This window comes from Rhizobium sp. R86522, from assembly GCF_042466255.1.
Lineage (GTDB): Bacteria > Pseudomonadota > Alphaproteobacteria > Rhizobiales > Rhizobiaceae > Allorhizobium.
Genome location: NZ_JAXHBX010000001.1, coordinates 328963 through 353362 on the forward strand (window position 1 = coordinate 328963; position 24400 = coordinate 353362).

At 61.5% G+C, this 24400-nt stretch carries 21 protein-coding genes and 2 pseudogenes; 13 read left to right on the forward strand and 10 right to left on the reverse strand.

Going from position 1 to position 24400, the window contains the following annotated elements; genetic code table 11:
- Positions 1–22 precede the first annotated feature (22 nt).
- Positions 23–2203 (forward strand): TRAP transporter fused permease subunit, encoded by a 2181-nt coding sequence (locus tag SJY08_RS01525; protein WP_153762848.1) that lies wholly within the window; start codon positions 23–25, stop codon positions 2201–2203.
- 88 nt (positions 2204–2291) lie between these two features.
- Here the strand turns inward: SJY08_RS01525 and SJY08_RS01530 are convergent, their stop codons facing one another.
- The 4 genes from SJY08_RS01530 to SJY08_RS01545 form a co-directional block, all read right to left on the reverse strand.
- Positions 2292–3389 (reverse strand): ABC transporter substrate-binding protein, encoded by a 1098-nt coding sequence (locus SJY08_RS01530; RefSeq protein ID WP_377274394.1) that lies wholly within the window; start codon positions 3387–3389, stop codon positions 2292–2294.
- Positions 3386–4780 carry a sensor histidine kinase gene (locus SJY08_RS01535; protein WP_377274396.1) on the reverse strand — a complete coding sequence of 465 codons (1395 nt, stop codon included), beginning with the start codon at positions 4778–4780 and terminating at the stop codon, positions 3386–3388. Before SJY08_RS01535 ends, SJY08_RS01530 begins: the two co-directional genes overlap by 4 nt.
- Entirely contained in the window at positions 4767–5444 is a 678-nt protein-coding gene (locus tag SJY08_RS01540) for a response regulator transcription factor (RefSeq protein WP_054147896.1), read from the reverse strand. Before SJY08_RS01540 ends, SJY08_RS01535 begins: the two co-directional genes overlap by 14 nt.
- A 108-nt stretch (positions 5445–5552) precedes the next feature.
- Entirely contained in the window at positions 5553–5771 is a 219-nt protein-coding gene (locus SJY08_RS01545; RefSeq protein ID WP_054147897.1) for a hypothetical protein, read from the reverse strand.
- A gap of 271 nt (positions 5772–6042) precedes the next feature.
- Here SJY08_RS01545 and SJY08_RS01550 point away from each other — a divergent pair, with 271 nt between their 5' ends.
- Positions 6043–6738 carry an EAL domain-containing protein gene (locus SJY08_RS01550; protein ID WP_335622522.1) on the forward strand — a complete coding sequence of 232 codons (696 nt, stop codon included), beginning with the start codon at positions 6043–6045 and terminating at the stop codon, positions 6736–6738.
- 73 nt (positions 6739–6811) lie between these two features.
- Here SJY08_RS01550 and SJY08_RS01555 read toward each other — a convergent pair.
- Positions 6812–7048: pseudogene (locus SJY08_RS01555) on the reverse strand (TCP-1/cpn60 chaperonin family protein); the annotation flags it as partial.
- On the opposite strand from SJY08_RS01555, the pseudogene SJY08_RS01560 reads away from it, so the two are divergent.
- A pseudogene (locus tag SJY08_RS01560) lies at positions 7046–7156 on the forward strand (aspartate-semialdehyde dehydrogenase); the annotation flags it as partial. The pseudogenes SJY08_RS01555 and SJY08_RS01560 sit on opposite strands and share 3 nt — an antisense overlap.
- A 91-nt stretch (positions 7157–7247) precedes the next feature.
- The gene (gene treY / locus SJY08_RS01565) at positions 7248–9905 is read left to right on the forward strand and encodes a malto-oligosyltrehalose synthase (RefSeq protein WP_377274400.1); all 2658 of its coding nucleotides are present in this window, start codon (positions 7248–7250) and stop codon (positions 9903–9905) included.
- 87 nt (positions 9906–9992) lie between these two features.
- On the opposite strand, the gene SJY08_RS01570 is transcribed toward treY, so the two are convergent.
- The 3 genes from SJY08_RS01570 to SJY08_RS01580 all read right to left on the reverse strand — a co-directional run bounded on the left by SJY08_RS01570 (position 9993) and on the right by SJY08_RS01580 (position 12252).
- The gene (locus SJY08_RS01570) at positions 9993–10298 is read right to left on the reverse strand and encodes a DUF982 domain-containing protein (protein ID WP_377274402.1); all 306 of its coding nucleotides are present in this window, start codon (positions 10296–10298) and stop codon (positions 9993–9995) included.
- A gap of 74 nt (positions 10299–10372) precedes the next feature.
- On the reverse strand, positions 10373–11227 hold the full coding sequence (locus SJY08_RS01575) for a PfkB family carbohydrate kinase (RefSeq protein ID WP_377274404.1): 855 nt from the start codon (positions 11225–11227) through the stop codon (positions 10373–10375).
- On the reverse strand, positions 11224–12252 hold the full coding sequence (locus tag SJY08_RS01580) for a substrate-binding domain-containing protein (protein WP_069043298.1): 1029 nt from the start codon (positions 12250–12252) through the stop codon (positions 11224–11226). Before SJY08_RS01580 ends, SJY08_RS01575 begins: the two co-directional genes overlap by 4 nt.
- 345 nt (positions 12253–12597) lie before the next feature.
- On the opposite strand from SJY08_RS01580, the gene SJY08_RS01585 reads away from it, so the two are divergent.
- Both SJY08_RS01585 and SJY08_RS01590 read left to right on the forward strand, forming a co-directional pair.
- Entirely contained in the window at positions 12598–13383 is a 786-nt protein-coding gene (locus SJY08_RS01585) for a ThuA domain-containing protein (protein ID WP_300887822.1), read from the forward strand.
- Positions 13380–14438, forward strand: a complete 1059-nt coding sequence (locus SJY08_RS01590) for a Gfo/Idh/MocA family protein (RefSeq protein WP_377274407.1) — start codon at positions 13380–13382, stop codon at positions 14436–14438. The genes SJY08_RS01585 and SJY08_RS01590 overlap by 4 nt, the downstream gene beginning before the upstream one ends.
- A gap of 105 nt (positions 14439–14543) precedes the next feature.
- On the opposite strand, the gene iolG is transcribed toward SJY08_RS01590, so the two are convergent.
- Entirely contained in the window at positions 14544–15539 is a 996-nt protein-coding gene (gene iolG / locus SJY08_RS01595) for an inositol 2-dehydrogenase (RefSeq protein ID WP_377274409.1), read from the reverse strand.
- 206 nt (positions 15540–15745) lie between these two features.
- On the opposite strand from iolG, the gene SJY08_RS01600 reads away from it, so the two are divergent.
- The 7 genes from SJY08_RS01600 (at position 15746) to SJY08_RS01630 (ending at position 23180) form a co-directional block, all read left to right on the forward strand.
- Positions 15746–16564: a MurR/RpiR family transcriptional regulator gene (locus SJY08_RS01600; RefSeq protein ID WP_054147906.1), complete on the forward strand. Its 819-nt coding sequence runs from the start codon at positions 15746–15748 to the stop codon at positions 16562–16564.
- Positions 16565–16684: 120 nt separating this feature from the next.
- Entirely contained in the window at positions 16685–18613 is a 1929-nt protein-coding gene (gene iolC, locus SJY08_RS01605; RefSeq protein WP_377274411.1) for a 5-dehydro-2-deoxygluconokinase, read from the forward strand.
- Positions 18610–20430, forward strand: coding sequence for a 3D-(3,5/4)-trihydroxycyclohexane-1,2-dione acylhydrolase (decyclizing) (iolD, locus tag SJY08_RS01610; RefSeq protein WP_377274413.1), 1821 nt, complete (start codon positions 18610–18612; stop codon positions 20428–20430). The genes iolC and iolD overlap by 4 nt, the downstream gene beginning before the upstream one ends.
- A 2-nt stretch (positions 20431–20432) precedes the next feature.
- Complete coding sequence (iolE, locus tag SJY08_RS01615; protein WP_377274415.1) at positions 20433–21326, forward strand: myo-inosose-2 dehydratase; 894 nt, start codon at positions 20433–20435, stop codon at positions 21324–21326.
- Positions 21327–21431: 105 nt separating this feature from the next.
- Positions 21432–21698: a hypothetical protein gene (locus tag SJY08_RS01620; RefSeq protein WP_083229676.1), complete on the forward strand. Its 267-nt coding sequence runs from the start codon at positions 21432–21434 to the stop codon at positions 21696–21698.
- Between the two features lie 23 nt (positions 21699–21721).
- Entirely contained in the window at positions 21722–22531 is an 810-nt protein-coding gene (iolB, locus tag SJY08_RS01625; RefSeq protein ID WP_377274418.1) for a 5-deoxy-glucuronate isomerase, read from the forward strand.
- A gap of 118 nt (positions 22532–22649) precedes the next feature.
- The gene (locus SJY08_RS01630; RefSeq protein ID WP_377274420.1) at positions 22650–23180 is read left to right on the forward strand and encodes a DUF3833 family protein; all 531 of its coding nucleotides are present in this window, start codon (positions 22650–22652) and stop codon (positions 23178–23180) included.
- Between the two features lie 3 nt (positions 23181–23183).
- Here the strand turns inward: SJY08_RS01630 and SJY08_RS01635 are convergent, their stop codons facing one another.
- Complete coding sequence (locus SJY08_RS01635) at positions 23184–24398, reverse strand: TIGR03862 family flavoprotein (protein ID WP_377274422.1); 1215 nt, start codon at positions 24396–24398, stop codon at positions 23184–23186.
- Between the last annotated feature and the right edge of the window lie 2 nt (positions 24399–24400).

Genomic DNA, 24400 nt, shown 5'->3' on the forward strand with positions numbered 1-24400 from the left:
TTCCTTATCGGGACACATAACCATGACACAAGCTGACAACATCTCAGCGCAGCAAGCCGCTGGGCCCATCGTGGCTCAAAACGTCGATGACGAGCCGGTTGCGAGCAACCAGCGGCTTCATGCAAACTGGACTAACAAGGCGATCATCGTCCTCTGCATCGCTTATACCGCCTTCCATATCGGGGTGATGAACCTCTATCCGCTCGAAACCTGGACCTATCGCCTGATCCATGTGTGCGGCGGACTGCTTCTGGGCTTCCTGATCTACTCGGCCGTGCAATTGCCGGTCACTGTGCCGGACCGGGTGCGGCGCAATCCAATCGAATGGCTGCTTCTTCTGGTGGGTGTCGGTGGCATCGGCTACGGCTTTGCCATGATCGCCTATGCCTGGGGCGCCTACTGGGTTGCCGGCACTGCTCGCCCTCCGGCCTTCGTCTTCTCAACCTATGGTCTGCCGCTCATCGCCGGCACTGCGGCCGCCCTCCTGGCTGCCTGGTTCTTCCCCAGCCGTGACCGTACCCGCGTCGACTGGGCTGACTACGCGCTCGGCATCGCCTCGATCGCGGTCCTTGGTTATATCCTGTTCAACGTCGGGCCGCTTCGTCTGAGGGCCGGGACTGCGATGGCCCAGCCGGCGGACTTCTATGCTGCCCTCGTTGGCGTCATTCTTATCCTTGAGGTGACGCGGCGTGTCGCGGGCCTCGCCCTGGTGGTGATCGCCTCGATCTTCATCCTGTATTCGTTTGCCGGTCCTTACCTGCCTGGCTTCCTGAACCATCGCGGCTACGATGCCAGCCGCTTCTTCACCTATATTTTCACCGACCAGGGCATCTTGAGCGATCCTGTCGCGGTGTCTTCGACCTACATCATCCTGTTCATCACCTTCGCGGCCTTCCTGCAGGCCTCGAAGGTCGGCGACTACTTCGTCAACTTTGCCTTTGCGGCAGCGGGTCGTGCGCGCGGCGGTCCCGCCAAGGTCGCCGTCCTCGCCTCGGGTCTGATGGGGATGATCAACGGCACCTCGGCCGGCAACGTCGTCTCGACGGGCTCGCTGACCATTCCGTTGATGAAGAAGGTCGGCTATCCGCCCAAGACTGCTGCGGCAGTCGAGGCGGCTGCGTCGTCCGGCGGCCAGATCATGCCGCCGATCATGGGGGCCGGTGCCTTCATCATGGCGGAAGTCACGGGCATTCCCTATACGGACATCGTGATTGCGGCGATCATTCCGTCGGTGCTCTACTTCGCATCCGTCTACTTCATGGTCGATCTGCAGGCGACGAAACTCGGCATGAAGGGTCTTCCGAAGGAAGAACTGCCGGTCTTCAAAGAGCTGCTGAAGCAGGCTTACCTGTTCATCCCGATCATCATGCTGATCTACACCCTGTTTGCCGGTTATTCGGTCATCCGCGCCGGCACGGTGTCGATGATGGCCGCGGCCGTGGTCAGCTGGTTGACGCCGCACCGCATGGGACCGCGATTGCTGGCGAAGGCATTCGACATCGCAGCACGCATGTCGGTCCAGCTTGTCGCCGTCTGCGCGTGTGCGGGCATCATCGTCGGCGTCATCGCGCTGACGGGCGTGGGAGCTCGCTTCTCCAGCCTGCTCTTGGGTATTGCCGAGCAGAACCAGCTGCTGGCGCTGTTCTTCGCGATGTGCATTTCCATCGTGCTGGGCATGGGCATGCCGACGACTGCTGCCTATGCCGTTGCTGCAGCCGTGGTGGCACCCGGCCTCGTCAATCTCGGCATTCCGGTCCTCACCGCGCACTTCTTCGTCTTCTACTTTGCGGTGATGTCGGCGATCACGCCACCGGTGGCGCTCGCTGCCTATGCAGGGGCGGCGCTCGCGGGATCCGATCCAATGAAGACCTCCGTCGAGAGCTTCAAGATCGGCCTGGCGGCCTTCGTGGTGCCGTTCATGTTCTTCTATTCCCAGGCCATGCTGATGCAAGGTACCTGGCTGGAAGTCCTGCATGTGTTCGTATCGGCAAGCCTTGGTATCTACATGCTGGCGGCTGCGGTCCAGGGATGGTTCTTCGGTGCACTCGGGGTGCCGCTGCGACTGCTCCTGCTCGTCGGGGCCCTCAGCATGATCAGTGGAGGACTGATCTCCGATGTCATCGGACTGGTGGTCGGGGGCTCGCTCTTTGCTTACCAGCGTCGCTTCGTCACCACGGGCGCCATCGCTCGCGGGGCGGACTGAGCGTTCAGCCAGAAACACCGTTTAGAGTTAATGAGGGCGGCGCCGACAAGGCGCCGCCCTTTTCATTGGGATGCTGCTGCTTTCAGGATCAAGGTACACCGGGCGCGAAGAGCGAGCTCCAGTTGCGAATAAATTCTTCCCGGGTCGCCCGATCCTGGGCTGCAAGCAGTGCGGGCCCAACGCGGATCGGTCTGCCAATGCCGGATTCGATCAGCGAGATCGGACCGTCCACACCCGGGGGCAGGGGGGCGTTTTCCGCAAAGTAGAAGGCTTTCTCCCGCGCCACCTTCTGGCCGCGCTCGGAAACCAGATAGTCGACGAAGCGGGCGGCGAGATCCGGCTGGGGCGACTGGGTCGGTATCATTGCGCCGCGGGTCAGGATCAGCGTGTAGTCGCGAGGGACGACCACGCGCATGTCATTGTTGCGCAGATAGCGTGCATAGGCATAGGAGCCGAGGATATTGTAGGCAATCTTCAGCCTGCCTTCCTCGATCAGATCGAGCACTTCCTTGTTGCAGCAGCTGGTCACCACCTGGGCGCGGCTAAAGCTTTCGAGAAGGCGGCCATAACTTGTCGGTGCCTGCTGGGCATCGTGGAAGGCGAGGAGATAGCCGACGCCTGACAGCTGAACATTGTAGGTGCCGATCCGGGTCCAGTATTCGTCCGGTTTGCGGCGCAAGAGTTCGGCGATCTCGACATGTGAGCGCGGCACGTCCTCCGGCGGCACCTGGGAGGCGTCATAGACGATGACGGCGGGCTCGAAGGCAAAGCCGAAGATTTCGTCGCGCCAGTTGGCCCAGGCCGAAACACGCTCGGTTTCCTCCGACTGATGGGACCTGGCGCAGCCGTCATTGGCGAGCTTGACGAGATGGTCGACCGACGAGGAAATCCAGAGGTCGCCGTGACTCGTCTGCTGGTGACAGGCCAGTTCTGCCTCGCGGAAGAGATCGTTGCTGACATAGTCGTTGAATTCGACGGTCACATCGCGCGCCGTTTCCTGGAAATCCCGGATCAGCGGCGCAATGACATCGGCGTCTGTCACCCCGTTGATCACAAGTCTTGTCCGCTCCTGTCCAGGTGCTGGGAAGACAGAGCGCTCCCCCTCAAGAGCGAGAGCCGAGGTCGAGGCCAGGGCCGCCGTTACAAAGCCCGACACCACGGCGCGGAACATCGTCGACAGGTTCATGCGCTTGGCCTCGCATCGATCAGGGGAAGTTCAAGGAAGGTGGTGAAGCCTGTCCTGGGCGTCCGTTCGCGGAAGGCCAGCGCACCGTTCAGCGTTGTGGCCACCTCAGAGGCGATGGCGAAGCCGAGGCCGGAGCTGCCTTCGCCTGACTTCGAAGAGACGAAGCGTCGGGTCACTTGCGCCCAGTCCTGGGCCGGGATGCCGGGGCCATCGTCTTCCACCTCGACCAGAACGAAATCGCCGCGCCGGATCACCCGCACCGCAAGGCTCGATACCACACCATGGCGCAGCGAATTGTCGATGACGTTGACGATCGCTTCGCGCAGGCTCAAGCCATCGCCGAGTACCATCAGCGGCTCCGGCGGCGCCTCGAAGGAGACGACGATGTCAGGGTCGATGGTGATCGGGACGGCGGCGCGAAAGGCTTTGCGCGCGACATCGACGACGTCTATCGGCGAGAGTTGCACGGAATCGAACCGGTGGATGACCATGGCATGGTTGAGCAATTGCGTGGTGAACCGCGCAAGCTCCGATGCCCGGTTCTTCACCCGGTCGAGGTGACGGCGGTCATTCTCCGAAAGCGCTTCTTCGTTGATCAGGCTGACCTGGGCCGATAATGCCGTCAGTGGCGTGCGGATCTGATGGGCGCTGTCGGCGATGAAGCGCTGCAACAGCTGCAACCGGTCATCCAGTCGGCCCATGAAGTGGTTGATGGACTCCACGAAGGGGGCGAGCTCGCGAGGCACGTCGACGGCGAGCGGTGTTAGGTCCTGGCTGTCGCGGCGGCGAAGCGTGTCGCCGAGTACATCGAGCGGTCGCAGCGAGTAACGCACCGCAAGGATGGTTCCCCCGAGCGCAAGTAGGCTCATGACCCCGACCAGCGCCAGGGCACGCGTGGTCAATTCCGTTGTCAATTGCTGTCTCGCCTCTGTGGTCTGGGCGATGAGAACATTTGCCCAACCACCGATCGAGGGATCTGCAATCGCGCGGCTTGCGGCCACCATGCGCACCGGCTGATCGCGGAAGCGTGACGTCTGGAACAAGGCCTCGGTACGGGCATTGGCGATGTCGACCGGAAACTCCAGGTCTTCGTAGCCGGTGAGTGTCGAGGCGTCGGGTGCCATGACGCGGTAGAATATCTTGTCCCTCGGTGCGAGGCCGAGCAGTTCGAAAGCGCTCGGCGGCAGGTTGACCGTGATGCGGCCTTCTTCGACCACCAGACTGTCAAGGATCTGGATCGCGGCACCCTGCAGGAGCCGATCATAGGCTTCGTCGGCGGCTGCACGGGCATAAAGCCACGCTGCTGTCATCAGCATCGCTGCGCCCCCCGCGAGCACCACGGCGACGCGGATGACGAGGCGTGCAAACAGTGAACGCCTAGTCCTCTGCATCGGACACCAATTGATACCCCACGCCACGCACGGTCACGATGCGTGCCCTGGCCCCTTCGAGCTTCTTTCTCAGACGTCCGACATAGAGCTCGATGGCATTCGGACCTGCCGGTTCGTCGAAGCCGAAGAGCTGATCGAGCAATTGATCCTTGCTGAAGACGCGTCCCGGACGACTTGCCAGGATTTCGAGCAGGGTCATTTCGCGGCGCTTCAGCTGAACCTCGCGGTTGCCGACCTTGACCGTCCGCTGGGTGCGGTCGAGAAGCACATCTCCGCAGGCAATCACGTTGGTCGCCTCGCCACCGGCGTGTCGCCGCAGCAGCACACGGGCGCGGGCTTCCAGTTCGCGGAAGTCGAAGGGCTTTACCAGGTAATCGTCCGCGCCAAGATCGAGTGCGCCGACGCGATCGTCGATTTCCGAGCGGGCCGTCAACACGAGGACAGGCACGGTCGACCCCTGGTCACGCATTCGCTTCAGAATTGAGAACCCATCCATGCCCGGCAACATGACATCCAGGATCACCAGATCATATTCGGTAAAATCGAGGATCTCGGAGGCCGCACGGCCGTTCGTCTCCCAATCGACCGTGTGGCCGATGGTTTCAAAGCGGCGAGAGATGGCCTCTCCGACGTCAAGCGTGTCTTCCACGAGCAGAATGCGCATGGCAGGACGCTCGCATGTCTGACTGCTGCGATCAAGGTGAGCCAGCACTTCCGTCGACCTTCGGGAAGCGAACTGAGTACGTTCCCATTCGGCTGCTCGGGCCTCGTCTCAGGCCTGTGCGTCCATGGATGCCATCGCGTCTGCAGACGGCGATTTCATGGCTTCGATCAGCGATGCCATGATCGCAGTCCGAAGCGCGTAGGTATTTGCGGTAGTCTTCTTGTGGTCCAGTCTCTGCGCCGCGACGACCAGATTTGCGCCGTGCTGCATGACGATCTGTTGAGCCCTGACCATCGCCCAGGTCTCGATATCGGTCTGTTCCCTCATGTCCGCATCCCCAGCTAAGTCATTTAGCTCGTGAGGCTTTTTCGAATCAGCCTCATGTTCGAAGATATTCGATTATCTCGATTGGTTAAATCAGCAATCCAAAAAAGGTCATGAATAACGGAGCAAGACGGTTGCTTCCTCGGAAACTGGTTGCGTAGCAGCTTTCAAGCTTCCTTAAGACGGTTGTGTTTTGGTTGAGAAGCATAATTCAGGAGCCGCGATGACCTGCCAGGGTTGCAAAAATGGGACCGCCTTCGAGTCGCGATTTTCGATGGCATTTCAGCCGATTATCGACACCCGGCGTCGTGAAGTTTTCGCTCATGAGGCACTCGTTCGTGGCCTTGATGGCAGCGGTGCCGTATCGGTGCTCTCGCTGGTCGATCCCGACAATCGTTACGCTTTCGACCAGCAATGTCGGGTACGCGCCATCGAATTGGCCGCGAGCCTTTTTCCTCGGGACCGGATGCCGCATCTGTCGATCAATTTCATGCCGAATGCCGTATACGAGCCGCGTGCCTGCATTCGCCAGACGCTCGAGACCGCGCGGCGGACGGATTTTCCGCTCGACCGCATCATTTTCGAGTTCACCGAGGTTGAGAAACTCGACACGGCGCATCTCCTCAATATCCTGAGAAGCTATCGCGAGATCGGCTTCAAGACGGCGATCGATGATTTTGGTGCCGGTTATTCCGGCCTCAACCTTCTGACCCGATTCCAGCCAGATCTGGTGAAGCTCGACATGGATCTTATCCGCGGCATCGACACCGACAGCGTGAAGCAGATCGTTGTCAGCCGTACTCTCGACATGCTGCGCGAACTTGGCGTTACCGCCGTCTGTGAGGGGGTGGAGACTGCGGGCGAACTTCAGATGTTGACGGATCTCGGCGTGGATCTGATCCAGGGCTATTATATCGCTCGGCCGACCTTCGAGGGCCTCAGCCCCGTTCCGGCTGCGCTCGCGGCCTGAGCGTTCTCGCCCCAAATAGCAAAAGGGCCGCCCTCTGGAGCGGCCTCTTCCTCGTTCATAGATCTTCGAAAGCTCAGAAGTCCATGCCGCCTGCCGGCATCGCCGGGGCTGCCTCCTTCTTCGGCTTTCCGGCGATCATCGCCTCCGTGGTGATCAGCAGGCCGGCAACGGAGGCTGCATCCTGCAGCGCCGTGCGGACCACCTTGGCGGGATCAATGACGCCCTGCGCAAAGAGGTCGCCATAGTCGCCAGTCTGGGCGTTCCAGCCATAGGCGAAGTCGGGCTTCTCGCGCAGCTTGCCGACGATGATTTCTGGCGGACCAATTTGGATGGCGACCTGCATTCCGTGCGCTTCAGCCACAAGCGGCTGATCGGGCCGAACGAATGGCGCAAGGTGGACGGAGAATTCGACCTCCACGGAGATCCGGCATCCACGGGGGTGGCGGGAACAAGGCAGGCTGGCAGGCGTTGGTCCGCGTCGGACACCGCCACCTCCCAAGGATGCCAGCATGCCTTATCCCGTTTCAACCTACCGCTTGCAGTTTCGCGGCGGCATGGACTTCGACCGTGCTATCGGGCTCGTGCCCTATCTGAAGCGTCTCGGCATCACCCATCTCTACGCGTCGCCTGTGTTCGCCGCGACCGATGGATCGACACACGGCTATGACGTCACGAATGCCAATGTCATCGATCCCGTGCTTGGCGGTCGTGAGGGGTTCGAACGTTTGGCTGCTGCGTTGAAGGGCGAAGGTCTAGGCCTGATCCTCGACATTGTGCCGAACCACATGGCGGCCAGTCTTGAGAACCCGTGGTGGCGCAGCGTCATCGAATGGGGAGAGGCGAGCCGCTTCGGGCACTATTTCGACATCGACTGGAGCCAGCGGCTGACGCTTCCGTTTCTCGGCAAGCCGTTCGAGCAGGCGGTGGTGGATGGGGAGATCTCGCTCGCGCTCGATCCGGTCCAAGGTGGGCTCGCATTCGCCTATTTCGACAGTCTCTACCCACTGAACCCATCTACCTATCCGGCTGCTCTCGCCACTTGTAAGCATCCCATGGCCGCGCCGCTCTCGGATCTCGGGCGCAAGGCAAAAGCCGGTGAGGAGGCCGAATTCCATAACGCGGTTGTTTCGCTTTGCCGCGAGCATGGCTGCGATGGGCTGCTGGAGGAACTCCGGGCGAAGGCTGAAGCGCGAGAGTTGGTGCTTTTCCTCCACGACCTCCAGCCCTTTCGCCTGATGCATTGGACGGAAGCTGCCAAGGGCCTGAGCTATCGGCGTTTCTTCGAAATCGCCGGTCTCGTCGGTCTGCGCGTCGAGGCATCAGATGTCTTCGAGGCTGCCCATCGGACGGTGCTTGAGCTGGTTGAAGCCGGCCAGGTCGACGGATTGCGCATCGACCATATCGACGGTCTCGCAGACCCCGGCCGCTATTTGCAGCAGTTGCGCGACGCTGTCGGGCAGGCCGTTCCAATCTATGTCGAAAAGATCCTGGCACCGGGAGAGGATCTGCCGAAGAGCTGGCCGGTGCAGGGCTCGACCGGCTACGAATTCATCGCGGCACAGGTGTCGGTTCTGCTCGATCCGGCGGGCTTCTTCGGCATGCGTCAGGCCTATGCCGCGATCGCGGGGCCACAGACGCCCGTTGCGGACAAGATGCGCGAGGCGAAGCTTCGTATGATACGGGTCAATTTCGCCGGCGAGGTAACGGCCCTGGTCAAACTTGGCAGCGAACTGCTCGGGCTCGACGAGGAGACGATAAGCCGGGCCCTGGAAGAGCTCCTTCTCGCCTTCCCCCGCTATCGGACTTATGCGGCCCAGGGAGACATGAGCGCCGAAGATCGGCAACTCGTTGATCAGGTGCTGAGCGAAGCAAAAGCGCGGCTGGACGAGACGGCGGCCGATGCGGCCTGGTCCATCGCCGATCTCCTGAAGGGCGAAGGGCGGTTTGAAGGTGGGGGCGTCGGACCCGATCTCTTCCGTCGCCGCTTCCAGCAGTTAACCGGGCCGCTGATGGCAAAGTCGCTCGAGGACACGCTTTTCTTCCGACATGTCGATCTCCTGGCCTTGAACGAGGTCGGCGGAGAACTGGAGCCAGAAGAGGGCGGACTCGAACACTTTCATGCCGAGATGCAGCGGCGTGCGCAGACGCAGCCATCGGGGCTTTCCGCCTCATCGACCCATGACACCAAGCGCGGCGAGGATGCCCGCGCGCGTCTCTTTGCGCTTGCCGAGGATGCGCCCCGCTTTGCAGGCCTGATCGACGGCTGGCGCAAGGCGCATCGGGGTGCCGTCGCAGAGGTAGATGGCAAGCCCGCGCCCGAAGGCGAGGTCGAGTGGATGATCTTCCAGGCGCTGATCGGCCACTGGCCGGTCGATCTCACGGCGGACGACCGCGAAGGAATTGCCGATTTTGCCGAGCGTGTCTCGGCCTTCGTGGAGAAATCCCTGCGCGAGGCAAAGCTCAGGACTAATTGGAACGCGGTGAACGAAGCCTATGAGACTGCCGTGAAGGACTATGTCCGGACGCTGCTTCTCGACAGTCCTCAATTCATCAACGAGTTCGTGCGCGACATCCAGCCGCTGATCTGGGCGGGTCTGATCAATGGCCTCACCCAGACCGTGATCAAACTGACCGCACCGGGCGTTCCCGACATGTATCAGGGAAGCGAAGCGCTCGATTTCAGTTTCGTCGATCCCGACAATCGGCGTCCGCCACATTTCGAAACCCTGTCTGCTTTCGATCCCACGGCGCCGATTTCCTTTGGCGACCCACGCGCACTGGCCGAGGGGTGGCTGAAACAAGCGGTCATCAGACGCGGTCTGTCGCTTCGCAACCGGTATCCCCAGTTGTTCCTGCAGGGGCGGTATCTGCCGTTGACGATCGCGGGCCCCCGCCAGTCGCAGGCCGTGGCGTTTGCGCGAGTGCATGACGGCGTCGCGGTGATCACCGTCGCCTGTCGCCTACCGGTCGCCATGCTTCAGCAGGGCGAGGGGGTGTCATCGGAGCAGTTCTGGGGGGATACCGTCGTGCAATTGCCTGAGGCGCTCGCAGGGCATGGCTGGACGGACGTTTTGTCTGATCGGCAGATTGTTGCCGCCGAAGGCATCCTGCTGCGGGAGCTGATGGAAGGGCAGACGATCGCGGTGCTGACCTCGGGAGCCGCCTGAGCGGCTCTGCCCTTCGAAAGGGATACCGAGCAGGGCGGATGCAACTGCCCGTCCCGCCCGCGCGCGTCATTCATTTGCTCCGGAATGTCAGGCGACGGCGGGTCTCGCTCTCGGCAGGAAGCTCACCATTTGCTTTTGCGGGTTTGAACACTGGCGCATGCCCGCTTCATCTGCCGCCGCGATGAAGGCGCTGCGTGCCAGCTCCGTTGCACGAGTGCCCCGCAGGGCCTTGCGGCAAAGCCGCAAGGCGCGTTCATAAGCAGGGCCGCGTCTCGTCGGCCACTCCGCATCGAGAAAATTGAGCGCATCATATGCATTGAGAAAACGGCGCGTCAGCCCACAGGGCAGTTCCAGTTCGACGGGCACGTTCCAGGTGAAATCGGCTTCAGTCATGCCTTCCTCCGTTTGGCGCCCCAGCAACTCGGAGGATGGTCAGGAAGTTCCCGCAGGACGGTCAAATAAAGATGTTATGATATTGATTTTTCTGTTGCAGATCGCGTCTGGGCTTCACGCTTCTCAAGCCATGCGGTTGTCTCGTCGCCGGCAAGCTGGCTCGCCTCAACGGCGTTTTTCCCGCCCAGCAGGGCGTGCATAAGACTGCCGCTGAAGGTGTCGCCGGCACCGATGGTGTCGCGAACGGTGACCCGGCGGCTCAGGGAAACCTGGGTCTCAATATTTCCGTCAAAGACCGAGATTGCGGCCGGGCCGTCCGTCATCACGAGATGGGTGAGCCGCTCTGTCGCGAGCCTGCGTGCCATGACCCAGACTTCAGCAATTGGGGTGCCGGGCAGGTCTGCTTTCGAACCGACCATGATATCGGCGGGACGGACCTCGCCCTCGCGGAGCGGAAACTGCGAGATGACGAGGGGCGCGCGGTTCAGGGAGGTGAGGAGGGCGTCTGGCAGTTTCGGCGCGTTGACGTAGAAGGCATCGGCCTTAATTGCGCGATCGAGCACAAAGGTGCGGGAGAGGCGTCGCTCGCTGGAAAGGATGGTCCGCTCGCCTGTGGGGTCGAGCATGATATCTGCGAAATCGGTTTGGCCGTCACGCCGCGCGATCAGCGTCGTGTCGAAGCCGGCTTCCTTCAATTCGGCAAGCGCTTCCTCCCCATGCGCATCGTCCATCAGGTTCGACAGCAGCGCCACGTCGTGTCCGAGATCGAGCAGCCTGCGAGCGGTGAAATATCCACCGCCACCGAGGCGTGTCTCCCGCGATGACCAGGCAATCCGTCCACCGGCACGCAGTGGCTCAGTCAGTCGCCAGATGCGGTCATGGTTGATGTGGCCGATGACGACGATCCGTTTGCGGTGAGGACCGGTCATTCGGCTGCATCCTTCGGAACGGGCCGGCTGGTTTCGCGCAGGATCAGTTCCACCGGCCAGAGCTCCTTCACATCCGTTGCCTGGCATCCCGAAAGCATTTGCAGGAGGAGGTCCGTAATTCGACTTCCGGCGGCGCGGATCGATGAGCGGGTTGTCGAGAGAGAAGGGGCCATGTTCTCGGCGGTCAGATACGGAAAGACGTCGTCATGGGCGATGACAGAAATGTCCTGTCCAATGACAAGGTTTCTCGACCGGGCCGCGCGATAAACGCCGAGCGCCGTCATCATCGAACCGGCGACGAAGGCTGTAGGGCGCGGTCGCTGTTCGAGCGCGGAGCGGGCGAAGCGAAAACCGATCTCGTCCGTGAAGCTGCCATGGGTGACGAGCTGCGGATCATAATCGATGCCGCGTTCGGCGAGGGCGGCTTTGTAGCCAGCCAGTCTATCCAGCGTGAACGTCAGGCCCTCTCGACCATTCAGGAGCGCGATGCGCCTGTGGCCGAGGTCAAGCAGGTGTTCCGTGCTCCGCCTGACTGCGCCTTCGTTGTCGATGTCGAGCCAGGCATGCGGGACCTCGGTGGCGGAGCGGCCATGCACGATAAAGGGGAGCTTCAACTGGTGCAGAAGCGCGATGCGGGGATCCTTGGGGCGTGGCGAGTGGATCACGACGGCATCGACCCGACGGCTTTCGGCAAGTCGCCGGTAAAGCTGCAGCTCGTCGCCGGGCGCATGCTCCGCCATGGGCGTAATGAGGATGTCGATGTCCTCGCCACTCAGGCGATCAGCCATGCCGCTGAGGAATTCGGAGAATTGATAGTCACCAGCCTTGGTCATCACCACGCCTATGGCACCGGCGCGGCCGGTCGCAAGGCGCACGGCATTGATGTTCGGTCGATAGCCGAGGCGGGCTGCCTCTTCCATCACCCGTGCGCGTGTCGCCTCGTTGACTTCCGGATAACCGCTCAAGGCGCGACTCACGGTCGTCGGTGACAGGCCGATCTCTTTGGCAAATTCCTTGAGCTTCATCCGTGTCGTTCACACCGTTACGGCAAGATCGCCGTTTGTACGCTTATGTCATGCGATCCTGCATACTGACAATTCTTGCAAGGCAATGTAAAAGCGCTTCCAAAATTCAGCAATCGGAGTGCTGAGCTTCCCCCACGCGTTCTGGCACAAATTGCTCGAAGATACTCATAAATCTCTTTTGACACCGGGCCAAGTGCCTGCAAAAATCGTCGACCAAACCGCTTTCAAATATTCCTGATGCTGCCCTAGTTTTGTTCCGATTCCTTCTTACGTCTGACGGAACGATGGGCCTCGTTGAGGCTTTTCTGAAGGCCGGTTGGCTGGCTCTAACCAAGGAGAATGCAGATGACGATCAGAACGGTTGTCTGGGGCGAAAACATTCATGAGCGGGAAAACGCCATCGTCCGGGAGATCTATCCCGATGGCATGCATGCGACGATTGCCGCCGCGCTGAATACGGATCCGGATATCGAGGCGACGACGGCGACGCTGCAGGAGCCTGAGCACGGGCTTTCCGTCGAGCGGCTGGCCGAGACCGATGTGCTCGTCTGGTGGGGCCACAAGGCGCATGGCGATGTCTCCGACGAGATCGTCGAGCGGGTCGCAAGCCGTGTCTGGGAAGGCATGGGCCTTCTCGTCCTGCATTCCGGTCATTTCGCCAAGCCCTTCAAGCGGCTGATGGGCACGCCCTGCGCGCTCAAATGGCGTGAGGCGGGCGAGCGCGAGCGGATCTGGACCGTCAATCCCGGCCATCCGATCGCAGCCGGCATCCCGGAAAACTTCGTGCTTGAAAACGAAGAGATGTATGGCGAGTTCTTCTCGGTGCCGGAGCCGCTGGAAACGGTCTTCATCTCCTGGTTCGCCGGCGGCGAGATTTTCCGCTCGGGCCTCACCTGGCGCCGCGGTGCGGGCAACATCTTCTACTTCCGCCCCGGTCACGAAACCTATCCAACCTATCACGACGCGACCGTCCAGCAGGTCCTTCGCAACGGGGTGAAGTGGGCGTATAATCCGATGCCGCGCTATGTGGCCGTGCATGATGCTCCGAATGTTCCGGTCGAGCAGGCACTCGAGCCGATTACGGAACGTGGCCCGCGCCTGCATCAGGCTGGTGAGGAAGGCTACAAATGAGCACTGCTCCCATACGCCTGCTGATCCTTGGCACGGGTGGCATGGCCAATACCCATGCCATGAACTTCTCGATCATCACCGATGTGCAGCTTGTCGCGGCTGTTGATCTCGACATGGCGACGGTGCGCGCCTTTGCCGCCCGGCATAATATTCCTAATACCTTCACCTCGCTCGACGAGGCGATTGCCTGGGGTGAGTTCGATGCCGTCACGAATGTCACGCCGGACAAGGTCCATTACCCGACGACGTTGAAGCTTCTCGCTGCCGGCAAACATGTCATGTGCGAAAAGCCCCTGGCGGAAAACTATGCCAAGGCCGACGAGATGGCGACGGCTGCGGAAATGTCCGGCCTCGTCAACATGGTCAACCTCACCTACCGGAATGTCGCCCAGGTGCAGAAGGCCCGGCAGATGGTCATCGGTGGCGAGATCGGCAAGGTCCGCCATATCGAGGCCTCCTATCTGCAGAGCTGGCTCGTCTCCAAGGCCTGGGGCGACTGGTCGACAGAGAGCCAGTGGCTATGGCGGCTTTCCACCAAGCACGGTTCGAACGGCGTGCTCGGCGATGTCGGCATCCATATCCTGGACTTTGCCGGCTATGGTGCGGCGACCGATATCGATCATGTCTTCGCGCGTCTGAAGACCTTCGAGAAGGCGCCCGGCAACAGGATCGGCGAATACGATCTCGACGCCAATGACAGCTTCACCATGACCGCCGAGTTTACCAACGGCGCGATGGGCGTGGTTCACGCCAGTCGCTGGGCGACAGGTCATCTCAACGAGTTGCGCCTTCGTGTCCATGGCGACAAGGGCGCGTTGGAGGTCATCCACCGCCTCGACGGGTCGAGTCTGAGGGCCTGCCTGCAGGGGGATGTCGAAAAGGCCGTCTGGCGGGAGATCGAGGTCGATCCGGTCGAGACGAACTATCAGAAGTTCATCACGGCGATCCGCTCAGGTTATGGGCAGGAGCCGAGCTTCCGGCATGCCGCAAACCTGCAGAAGATCCTCGATCTGGCGATGTTGACCGAGATCGAGCGGCGCGAGCTGGCGGTCTGAGCCGGTTTTGCTGAATCCATGTCGAAACGGAAAACGCCGCCCGAGGAGGTTCGGGCGGCGTTTCCATTCTGCGCGACCTTTCGGTCCCGCGGGAGCTCTTGATTGTCAGTAGGTAACGGTAACCGCCGACTTGTCCTTGGCGGACTTGACGGCAGCGTCGGCCAGCGCCAGAGCGATCAGGCCGTCTTCGGCCGAGGGCGCCATCGGCGTGCCGTTGTCGAGTGCGTCTATGAAGGCGGAGATTTCGGCTGCATAGGCCGCCGTGTAGCGGGACATGAAGAAGTCGTGCAGCGGCGGGCGGGTATAACCGTCCTTGTTGGCGACTTCGATCGAGACCGGGCGCTGGTTTTCAGCCGAAACCGAGCCGAGCGAGCCGTGCACTTCGATGCGCTGGTCGTAGCCGTAGGACGCGCGGCGCGAGTTGGAGATGATCGCCTGGCGGCCGCTCTTCGTCGTCAGGATCAGTGAGGCGCTGTCATAGTCGCCGAGTTCGCCGATGACAGGATCGACCAGAACCGAGGCCGAGGCCTGGACCGTTTCGATCTCTTCGCCGAGCAGGAAGCGGGCCATGTCGAAGTCATGGATGGTCATGTCGCGGAAGATGCCGCCGGAGACCTTGATGTATTCGGCAGGCGGTGCGCCCGGGTCGCGGCTGGTGATGGTGACCATCTCGACCTTGCCGATCGAGCCCTTGTCGATCTCCTTGCGGACGGCCTGGAAATGTGGGTCGAAGCGGCGGTTGAAGCCGAGCATGACCTTGCCGCCGACGGCGCGGACGGTCTCAAGGCAGGCCTTGGCGCGTGCGACATCCAGATCGATTGGCTTTTCGCAGAAGATCGCCTTGCCGGCCTTGGCGAAACGCTCGATCAGGTCGGCATGGGTGTTGGTCGGCGTGCAGATGATGACGGCGTCGATGTCCTTGTCGGCCTCGATCTCCTCGATCGTCTTTACCGCGCAGCCGGTCTGGGCCGCGATGGCGTTTGCGGCGTCCGCGAAGGCGTCGGCAACGGCGACCAGTTTCGCGCGCTTGTCTTCGGCGATTGCCTTGGCATGCACCTTGCCGATGCGGCCGGCGCCCAGAAGTGCCAGTCTCGTGACCATGTTCGTTTCCTCCCTATGCGCCTTGGTCCCTCGTCAAAGGGCGGCGATTGTGATGTGCTTTTGGGTGCTCCTGACGGAGGCGCCTGATTGATGTTCCATTTCACGCTGGCCAAGGCCATGTTTTGGAATATATGTTCTATTTTGCTAGATCTTGATACGGTTTCTGTCAAGCGGGACAGTGTCACGGGGTAAGGGTAGGAAAACGAATGAACGAAATCGGCGGACCGCAGACGATCAAGGACTTTGAAGATCGGCTGCTGGAAGTTTCCGGCAGCCTGCCCAAGCGGCTCAAGCAATGCGCCGACTATGTCGCCGCCAACAAGGATCGCATTGCGGTCTCTACCGTCGCCGAGATGGCGGAAGGGGCGGGCGTGCAGCCTTCGGCCTTCATGCGCTTCTGCCAGATCATGGGCTTCACAGGCTTTTCAGAGATGCAGAAGCTGTTTCGCGAAAGCTTCGTCGGCGGCTGGCCGGATTATTCGACGCGCCTGCAGCACTTAAGGGAAAAGGCCGAGGGATCGCCCTCCGCCCTTCTCGCCGAATTTGTCGAGGCTGGGCGGCTTTCTCTCGAAAATCTCGTCAAAACCGTTGATCCGCAGGCAATGGAGGTGGCGGTCAGGCAGCTTTCCGAAGCGCGCATGATCCACATCATCGGTCTGCGCCGCTCCTTTCCGGTGGCAAGTTACATGGCCTATGCCTTCGAGAAGATGGGTGTACCGGCGATGCTGCACAGTGTGGTCGGTCGGCTCGACAACCACCATGCGATCCAGGCGGGTGATGCGCTGCTCGCCGTCACCTTTTCTCCCTATTCCGCCGAAACGCTTGAGCTGGTCGAGCAGGTGCGCGCGCGCGGCGTTCCGGTCATTGCGGTCACCGATACGGTGGTCAGTCCACTGCGCCGCATGGGGGCTACTCTGCTCTCCGTTTCGGAAGTCGACTTTGGTGCGTTCCGGTCGCTGTCGGCCACGCTCTGTCTGGCGATCACGCTTTCCGTCGCCGTCGGGACTGCGCGACAGGAAGCCTGAACGTGCGTATTGAAATTCTGAAAAATAGAATTTATAGTCCATTTTTAGACATGGCCGTTCCAAATCGTGGAATGGTTTCGAGGCGGGGCGCTAGATCCCGCATCACAGGGAGGACATCGCTTGGCTTCGCTCGATCTGATCACGATCGGTCGCTCGTCCGTGGACCTTTATGGGGCCCAGGTTGGCGGTCGGCTGGAGGACATGGCCTCCTTCAACAAATATATCGGTGGCTCGCCGACCAATATCGCGGCCGGCACCGCGCGGCTCGGCTTGAAGTCGGCGCTTATCACGCGCGTCGGCGACGAGCATATGGGCCGCTTCATCTGCGAACAACTGGTGCGCGAGGGCGTCGATGTCCGGGGCGTCAAGACGGACAAGGAGCGGCTGACCGCGCTTGTCTTGCTCGGTATTCGCGACGAACACCAGTTCCCGCTGATCTTCTACCGTGAGAACTGTGCCGACATGGCGCTGTCGGAAGAGGATATCGATCCGGATTTCATCGCCGAGGCGCGCTGCGTCTGTGCGACCGGCACGCATCTGTCGCATCCGCGCACGGAAGCTGCCGTGCTCAAGGCGCTGAAGATCGCCCGCGAAAAGGGCGGTCTGACGGCGCTTGACATCGACTACCGCCCGAACCTCTGGGGTCTTGCCGGCCATGGCGATGGCGAAAGCCGCTTTGTCGAGTCCGCTCAGGTCACCGCGAAGCTGCAGTCGACGCTGCATCTCTTCAACCTGATCGTTGGCACCGAAGAGGAATTTCATATCGCGGGCGGCTCGACCGATACGATCGAGGCACTGAAGGCGGTTCGCAAGGTCTCGTCCGCGACGCTGGTGTGCAAACGTGGCCCGATGGGCGCCGTGGTCTTTGACGGTGCGATCCCTGATAGCCTCGATGCCGGCCAGACCGGCCAGGGTTTTCCGATCGAGGTTTTCAATGTGCTGGGCGCCGGCGACGGCTTCATGTCGGGACTGCTCAAGGGCTGGCTCACCGGCCAGGACTGGCCGACCAGCCTGAAATTCGCCAATGCCTGCGGCGCCTTTGCCGTCTCCCGCCACGGCTGCACGCCGGCCTATCCGAGCTGGGATGAGCTGCAGTATTTCTTCCGCACTGGAATCCAGAACAAGGCGCTGCGCAAGGACGAAGCCCTGGAGCAGGTGCACTGGTCGACCAACCGCAAGAATGACTGGTCGACCATGCGGGTCTTTGCCTTCGATCATCGCATGCAGCTCGAAGCCATGGCCAGGGAAACAGGCGTTGCCGACGAGAAGATCGGTGCCTTCAAGAACCTATGCCTCGATGCAGCACTCAAGGTCTCCGGCGGCAATGCCGGTTACGGCCTGCTCTGCGACAGTCGTCTCGGTCGCGAGGCGCTCTATCGCGCGGCTGGCACGGGTCTCTGGATCGGTCGTCCCGTCGAATGGCCGGGCTCGCGTCCACTGACGCTGGAGCCGGAAATCGGCCCGGATTTCGGCGGTCTCGTCGAATGGCCGCTCGAACATGTGGTCAAGGTGCTCTGCTTCTATCACCCTGATGATACTGCAGAGATGAAGGCCGAGCAGGAAAAAACGGTGCAGCGGCTCTTCCATTCGGCGCGCCGCAATCGCCTGGAATTCCTGCTGGAGGTTATCCCCTCCAAGGTCAGCGCCTGCGACGACGAGACGGTGGCCAAGATCATCGAGCGCTTCTACGAAATCGGCGTCTATCCCGACTGGTGGAAGCTTGAGCCGATGAAGACCACGGCGTCCTGGGCCAATGCATGCAACGCCATCGAACGCAACGACCCGAACACGCGGGGCATCGTCGTGCTCGGTCTCGATGCGCCGCAGGCGGAGCTTGAGGAGAGCTTCCAGCTTGCCGCTGGCTTCGATCTGGTGAAGGGTTTCGCCGTCGGTCGCACGATCTTCGGTGATGCCGCGCGCAAGTGGCTCGCCGGCAGCATCACAGATGGCCAGGCCGTTGAGGATATGGCCGCGCGTTACCAGAGCCTCTGCGCGATCTGGGATGCGGCGCGCCAAAAGGCGGTTTCCGCCAAGGGAGGAAAAGCATGAAGACGATCCGGCTGACCGCCGCCCAGGCGATGGTGCGTTACCTCGCCAACCAGATGAACGAGGATGGCGTTCCCTATATCGCCGGCATGTGGGCGATCTTCGGTCACGGTAATGTCGCCGGTCTCGGCGAAGCGCTCTATGGCATCCGCGAGGAACTGCCGACCTATCGCGGCCAGAACGAGCAGTCGATGGCGCATGCGGCAATCGCCTATGCCAAGCAGCTCGGTCGCCGTCGCGCCATGGCGGTGACCTCCTCCATCGGCCCCGGCGCGCTCAACATGGTGACGGCTGCGGCACTCGCGCATGTCAACCGCCTGCCGGTGCTCTTCGTCCCCGGCGATGTCTTTGCCAATCGCGGCCCGGATCCGGTGTTGCAGCAGATCGAGGATTTCGGCGACGGCACGATGTCGGCGAATGACTGCTTCCGCCCTGTTTCGCGCTACTTCGACCGCATCATGCGCCCGGAGCAGCTGCTGACAGCATTGCCGCGCGCCATGCGCACGCTGACCGATCCCGCCGATTGCGGCCCTGTCACGCTTGCCTTCTGCCAGGATGTGCAGGCCGAGGCCTATGACTATCCCGAGAGCTTCTTTGCAAGCAAGACCTGGCGCTTCCGTCGTCCGGAGCCGGATGTCGTGGAATTCGAAGCAGCGGTTGCGGCGCTGAAGGCTGCGAAGAACCCTGTCATCGTCGCCGGTGGCGGCGTGCATTTTTCGGGCGCGACCGACACGCTGAAGGCCTTTGTCGAAAAACACCAGATCCCCGTCGTCGAGACGCAGGCCGGCAAGTCGGCACTGGCTTGGGATCATGGTCTGAACTTCGGCCCTGTCGGCGTGACCGGTGCCGAAAGCGCCAATGTCGTCTCGGAAACAGCCGATCTCGTCATCGGCGTCGGCACGCGTTTCCAGGATTTCACCACCGGCTCCTGGGCGCTGTTCAAGAACCCTGATCGCAAGATCCTGGCGCTGAACGTGCAGGCTTACGACAGCGCCAAGCATGACGCGATCCCGCTGGTGGCGGATGCCAAGATCGGCCTCGAAAAGCTCTCGGCGGCGCTCGGCGATCACACGTATGCCGCACCCGATGCCGGTCTCAAGGCCTCCTGGTTCGCCAAGGCGGATGCCGTGACGGCTGCGCCCAAGGACAGCAATTCGCTGCCGACCGACATGCAGGTGATCGGCGCGGTGCAGCGCGCCTCGCGCGACAATACCGTCGTCATGTGCGCCGCCGGCACCATGCCGGGGGAACTGCATCAGCTGTGGAAGGCGAAGCTGCCGCTTTCCTATCACATGGAATACGGCTTCTCGTGCATGGGCTACGAGATCGCCGGCGGTCTCGGCATCAAGATGGCCGAGCCCGATCGCGACGTCATCGTCATGGTCGGCGATGGCTCCTACATGATGATGAATTCTGAGCTCGCGACGGCTGTTGGCATGGGCGTCAAGATCACACTCGTGATCACCGATAACAGGGGCTACGGCTGCATCAACCGGCTGCAGATGGGCACCGGGGGCGCGCAGTTCAACAACCTCTATGCCCATTCGAATGTCAGCCCCATCGCCATCGATTTTGCCGCTCATGCGGCATCGATGGGGGCGCGGGCGCACAAGGTGTCGTCGATTGCAGAGCTGGAAACAGCTCTCGACGCCGCCCGCGCGGCGACCGAGACCACTGTTATCGTCATCGATACCGATCCTTACCCAACCACCGGTGCCGGCGGCTACTGGTGGGATGTCGCGGTGCCGGAAGTCTCGGCCCGCGCCGAAGTCAATCAAGCCCGCGCAGCCTATGCAGCGGCTCTGAAGGAAAGAACCTGATCATGATCCTTTTCGGAACCAACCCGATCGCCTGGTCGAACGATGACGACCGTCGCCTCGGCGCCCATATCAGCCTCGAACAGTGCCTGGACGAAACCGCCAAGATCGGTTTCGACGGCATCGAAAAGGGCCACAAACTGCCGACCGATCCAGCGGGTCTCAAGTCGGTGCTTGAGCCGCGCGGCCTGAAATTCGTCTCCGGCTGGCATTCGCTGAACCTGCTCACCAACACGATCGAGGAAGAAAAGGCCGCCATGCAGCCTTTCCTCGATGTGCTCAAGGCCATGGGCTGCAAGGTCATCATCGTCTGCGAAACCTCGAACGCCATTCACGGCGCCGATGATACGGCACTTGCCGACCGTCCGGTTCTGTCCGATGCCGAATGGGCAAAGTTCGGTGCCGGCGTCGAGGCGCTGGCCGAGTTCTCGGCAGCCCAAGGCATCTCGCTGGTCTACCATCACCACATGGGCACGGTCGTCGAAACCGAGGCCGAGATCGACAAGCTCATGGAACACACGGGTCCGCACGCCAAGCTGCTGCTCGACACCGGCCATTGCACTTTCGGCGGCGGCAATCCGGAAGCGGTTGCGAAAAAATACATGCATCGCGTCGGCCATATCCACGCGAAGAATGTTCGTCCCGTCATCGCCGACCAGGTGCGTAACGAAAAACTCTCCTTCCTCGAAGGCGTGCGTCGCGGCGTGTTCACCGTGCCTGGCGACACCGAGGGCGGCGTGAATTTTACCCCGGTTCTGAAGATCGCCGCCGAGCATGGTTATGAAGGCTGGATCGTCATCGAGGCCGAGCAGGATCCGGATGTGCGCAATCCCTTCGAGTATCAGAGCCTCGGCCTGAAATCGCTCAAGGGCTTCGCCAAGGATGCCGGCCTGATCTGAATTGAACACGGGGCGGGGGTTTAATCTTCGCCCCTTGTTTTGACAGCAGACGGATTTGGGCTCTATTGCATGCGACCCACTCACAAGACTGCCGGGAGCAAAGCCTTGAAGTTCCAGATCCTCGATCCGACTCATCCCTTCTTCAAGCCGCTTTATCGCCGCATCCTCTGCGTCGTGCTGCCGCTGGCCTGGTCCGGGGTGGAGTATTCGAACGGTGCGACCGGCTGGGCGATGGTCTTTATCGTGGCCGGGCTTTATGCCGGTTACGAACTGCTGTTCATGTATGATCACACGATGAAAAAGGCCGAAGCCAAGGCAGAGGCCGAGCGTGCCAGGATTGCAGCCGAAGCCGAACAGGCTGACGCCGACTGAGCGCCAAAATCAGGAGACGAGGAATGGCCGATCTGTTGCGCAAGCCTTCGGGCACATCCGGCAAAGTGCATGACATTACCCCCACCAGTGCCGGTTGGGGCTATGTCGGCTTCGGGCTCTACCATCTGAAGGCGGGCGAAAGCGCTGCCGAGCAGACGGGTGAGACGGAGGTCATTCTCGTGCTCGTCGAAGGCAAGGCTGAGATCTCTGGTGGAGGCAAGGAGTTCGGTGAACTCGGCCAGCGCATGTCGGTGTTCGAGAAGACCCCGCCGCATTGTGTCTACGTGCCTGCCGGCAGCGATTGGTCGGCCAAGGCCACCACTGACTGCATGCTCGCCATCTGCACGGCACCTGCCATGCCCGGCCGCGACGCACAGCAGATCGGGCCTGAGGGCATTTCGCTGGTCGATCGCGGCAAGGGCGCCAACACGCGACATATCTACCCGATCGCCATGGAAGATCGCGATGTGGCCGACAGCTTGCTGGTGACCGAAGTCTTCACGCCGTCCGGCAACTGGTCGTCCTATCCGCCGCACCGGCATGACGAGGACAATTTCCCGGAGATGACCTATCTCGAGGAGACCTATTACCACCGCCTCAACCCGGCTCAGGGCTTCGGTTTCCAGCGTGTCTTCACAGAGGACGGCTCGCTGGACGAAACCATGGCGGTGTCTGATGGTGATGTGGTGCTGGTGCCTAGGGGCCATCACCCCTGCGGCGTGCCGCATGGCTACGAGATGTATTATCTCAACGTCATGGCCGGCCCCTTGCGCAAATGGCGTTTCCAGAATCATCCTGACCACGACTGGATCTATCAGCGCGATAACGGCTGAATTCGTTTGAGGCGGTGCCTGGGCTGCCTTCACGAATATGTTTGCCGTGCCGGGCAAAATCCGGCCGTCCATCCGGTGCGTAGTGGTTTGCACAACGCCAATGATGGAGACGCCAATCATGCCGAAGCTCACTTTCGCCCTTGTCGGGCTCGCCATGAGCCTGCTGCCCACCGCTGGTCAGGCGGCGGACAAGTTCACGTTCGAGGACTACTTCGTCGGTCGCACGGAAGCGGTCGGCTCGTTCAGCGCCATTAACGGCGTGAAACGCACCTTCACGGTTGATCTGACCGGAAACTGGGACGGCAAGACGCTGACGTTGCGCGAAGACTTCGTCTTCGACGACGGCACCAAGGACCGCAAGACCTGGCGCTTCACCAAGACCAGCCCCAACACCTATAGCGGCACCCGCGAGGACGTGATCGGCGAGACCAAAGTGACGCTCAACGGGGCAGTCGCTCGGTTCAACTATCTCGTCTATTTGAGCCCGGAAACACAGGGCAACAAGGTGCGTTTCTGGGACAAGATGGTGCTGCGTGAGGACGGGACGGTGCTCAATACGGCGCTCGTCACCAAGTTCGGCATCCCGGTTGCCAAGACCACTGTCGAGTTCCGCAAGCCGGGCTCCTCGCACAAGACGGCGAGCCGCTAAGGGTCAGTCGTTTGGTGTCTCCAGCCAGCGGTTGATGCCATCTGCCGCAGCAATCCCTGTAGCGAAACAGGCGGTCAGCAGATAGCCGCCCGTCGGCGCCTCCCAGTCGAGCATTTCGCCGGCAACGAAAGTGCCGGGGCGTGATGTCAGCATGAAGTGCGCGTCGATTGCGTTCAATGAAACGCCGCCTGACGTCGAGATTGCCTCTGCAATCGGACGCGGGCGCTTGACGGCGAGCGGCAGGGCCTTGATGCATTTTGCCAGCTCGGTGAGGTCGAGCCGGTTGGCCTCAGGGGTGACCTCTCTGATCAGCGCGATCTTCACGCCGTCGAGATTGGCGGCCTTCTTCAGGCGGGTCGAGAAACTTGCCTTGCGGTCCTGACGCGCGAAGTCCGCTGCTAGCTTCTCGGTCGTGCGCCCCGGCGTGAGATCGAGGATAAGCTCGCCATGGCCATCCCGGTCGAGCGCGTCCCTCAGCGCTGCCGCATGGGCATAGATCAGGCTGCCTTCGATGCCGCCCTTGCTGATGACGAATTCACCCTGGGTGGTGCCGGCTGCCGAGGTGGCCTTCACCGATTTTACCGGTTGGCCAGAGAAGCGCGTGTTGAAGCTTTCCGAGAAGTCGCAATCAAAACCGCAATTGGCCGGGCGGAGCTGTGTGATATCGACACCTTCTGCTTCCAGCATTGGTACCCAGGCCGCATCCGAACCGAGCTTAGGCCAGCTCGCACCACCGAGCGCAAGAAGTGTGGCGTCGGCGATCACGTGCTTCTGACCCTCTGGTGTTTCGAAAAGCAGGGCATCTCCGTCGAAACCCGTCCAGCGGTGACGGGTGAGGATGGTCACGCCCGTCGCTTCCAGTCGCTTCAGCCAGGCGCGCAACAGGGGCGAGGCCTTCATCACTTTCGGGAAGACGCGGCCGGAAGAGCCGACGAAGGTTTCCGTGCCGAGATCGTCTGCCCAGACCCGGATGGCTTCCGGCGTCATCAGGTCGAGCACAGAGCGTAGCCGGTCATTCGCCGCACCATAGCGGGTGACGAAGCGCGCATAGTCCTCGGCATGGGTGATGTTGAGGCCCGACTTTCCGGCGAGCAGAAACTTGCGGCCGACCGTCGGCATCGCGTCGTAGACGGTTACGAGATGGCCCTTGCCGGCGAGATGTTCCGCCGCCATCAGGCCCGCCGGGCCACCGCCGATGATCGCCACGCTCTTCTTCATCC

Excerpts from the sequence above, each read along its gene's own strand:
- SJY08_RS01550 (WP_335622522.1), top strand. The coding sequence starts at position 6,043 with ATGGCATTTCAGCCGATTATCGACACCCGGCGTCGTGAAGTTTTCGCT.
- SJY08_RS01545 (WP_054147897.1), bottom strand. The coding sequence starts at position 5,771 with ATGAGGGAACAGACCGATATCGAGACCTGGGCGATGGTCAGGGCTCAA.
- iolD (WP_377274413.1), top strand. The coding sequence starts at position 18,610 with ATGAAGACGATCCGGCTGACCGCCGCCCAGGCGATGGTGCGTTACCTC.
- SJY08_RS01635 (WP_377274422.1), bottom strand. The coding sequence starts at position 24,398 with ATGAAGAAGAGCGTGGCGATCATCGGCGGTGGCCCGGCGGGCCTGATG.
- SJY08_RS01570 (WP_377274402.1), bottom strand. The coding sequence starts at position 10,298 with ATGACTGAAGCCGATTTCACCTGGAACGTGCCCGTCGAACTGGAACTG.
- treY (WP_377274400.1), top strand. The coding sequence starts at position 7,248 with ATGCCTTATCCCGTTTCAACCTACCGCTTGCAGTTTCGCGGCGGCATG.
- iolE (WP_377274415.1), top strand. The coding sequence starts at position 20,433 with ATGATCCTTTTCGGAACCAACCCGATCGCCTGGTCGAACGATGACGAC.
- SJY08_RS01530 (WP_377274394.1), bottom strand. The coding sequence starts at position 3,389 with ATGAACCTGTCGACGATGTTCCGCGCCGTGGTGTCGGGCTTTGTAACG.
- SJY08_RS01580 (WP_069043298.1), bottom strand. The coding sequence starts at position 12,252 with ATGAAGCTCAAGGAATTTGCCAAAGAGATCGGCCTGTCACCGACGACC.
- SJY08_RS01575 (WP_377274404.1), bottom strand. The coding sequence starts at position 11,227 with ATGACCGGTCCTCACCGCAAACGGATCGTCGTCATCGGCCACATCAAC.
- SJY08_RS01585 (WP_300887822.1), top strand. The coding sequence starts at position 12,598 with ATGACGATCAGAACGGTTGTCTGGGGCGAAAACATTCATGAGCGGGAA.
- iolG (WP_377274409.1), bottom strand. The coding sequence starts at position 15,539 with ATGGTCACGAGACTGGCACTTCTGGGCGCCGGCCGCATCGGCAAGGTG.
- SJY08_RS01535 (WP_377274396.1), bottom strand. The coding sequence starts at position 4,780 with ATGCAGAGGACTAGGCGTTCACTGTTTGCACGCCTCGTCATCCGCGTC.
- SJY08_RS01540 (WP_054147896.1), bottom strand. The coding sequence starts at position 5,444 with ATGCGCATTCTGCTCGTGGAAGACACGCTTGACGTCGGAGAGGCCATC.
- iolB (WP_377274418.1), top strand. The coding sequence starts at position 21,722 with ATGGCCGATCTGTTGCGCAAGCCTTCGGGCACATCCGGCAAAGTGCAT.
- SJY08_RS01600 (WP_054147906.1), top strand. The coding sequence starts at position 15,746 with ATGAACGAAATCGGCGGACCGCAGACGATCAAGGACTTTGAAGATCGG.
- SJY08_RS01525 (WP_153762848.1), top strand. The coding sequence starts at position 23 with ATGACACAAGCTGACAACATCTCAGCGCAGCAAGCCGCTGGGCCCATC.
- SJY08_RS01630 (WP_377274420.1), top strand. The coding sequence starts at position 22,650 with ATGCCGAAGCTCACTTTCGCCCTTGTCGGGCTCGCCATGAGCCTGCTG.
- SJY08_RS01590 (WP_377274407.1), top strand. The coding sequence starts at position 13,380 with ATGAGCACTGCTCCCATACGCCTGCTGATCCTTGGCACGGGTGGCATG.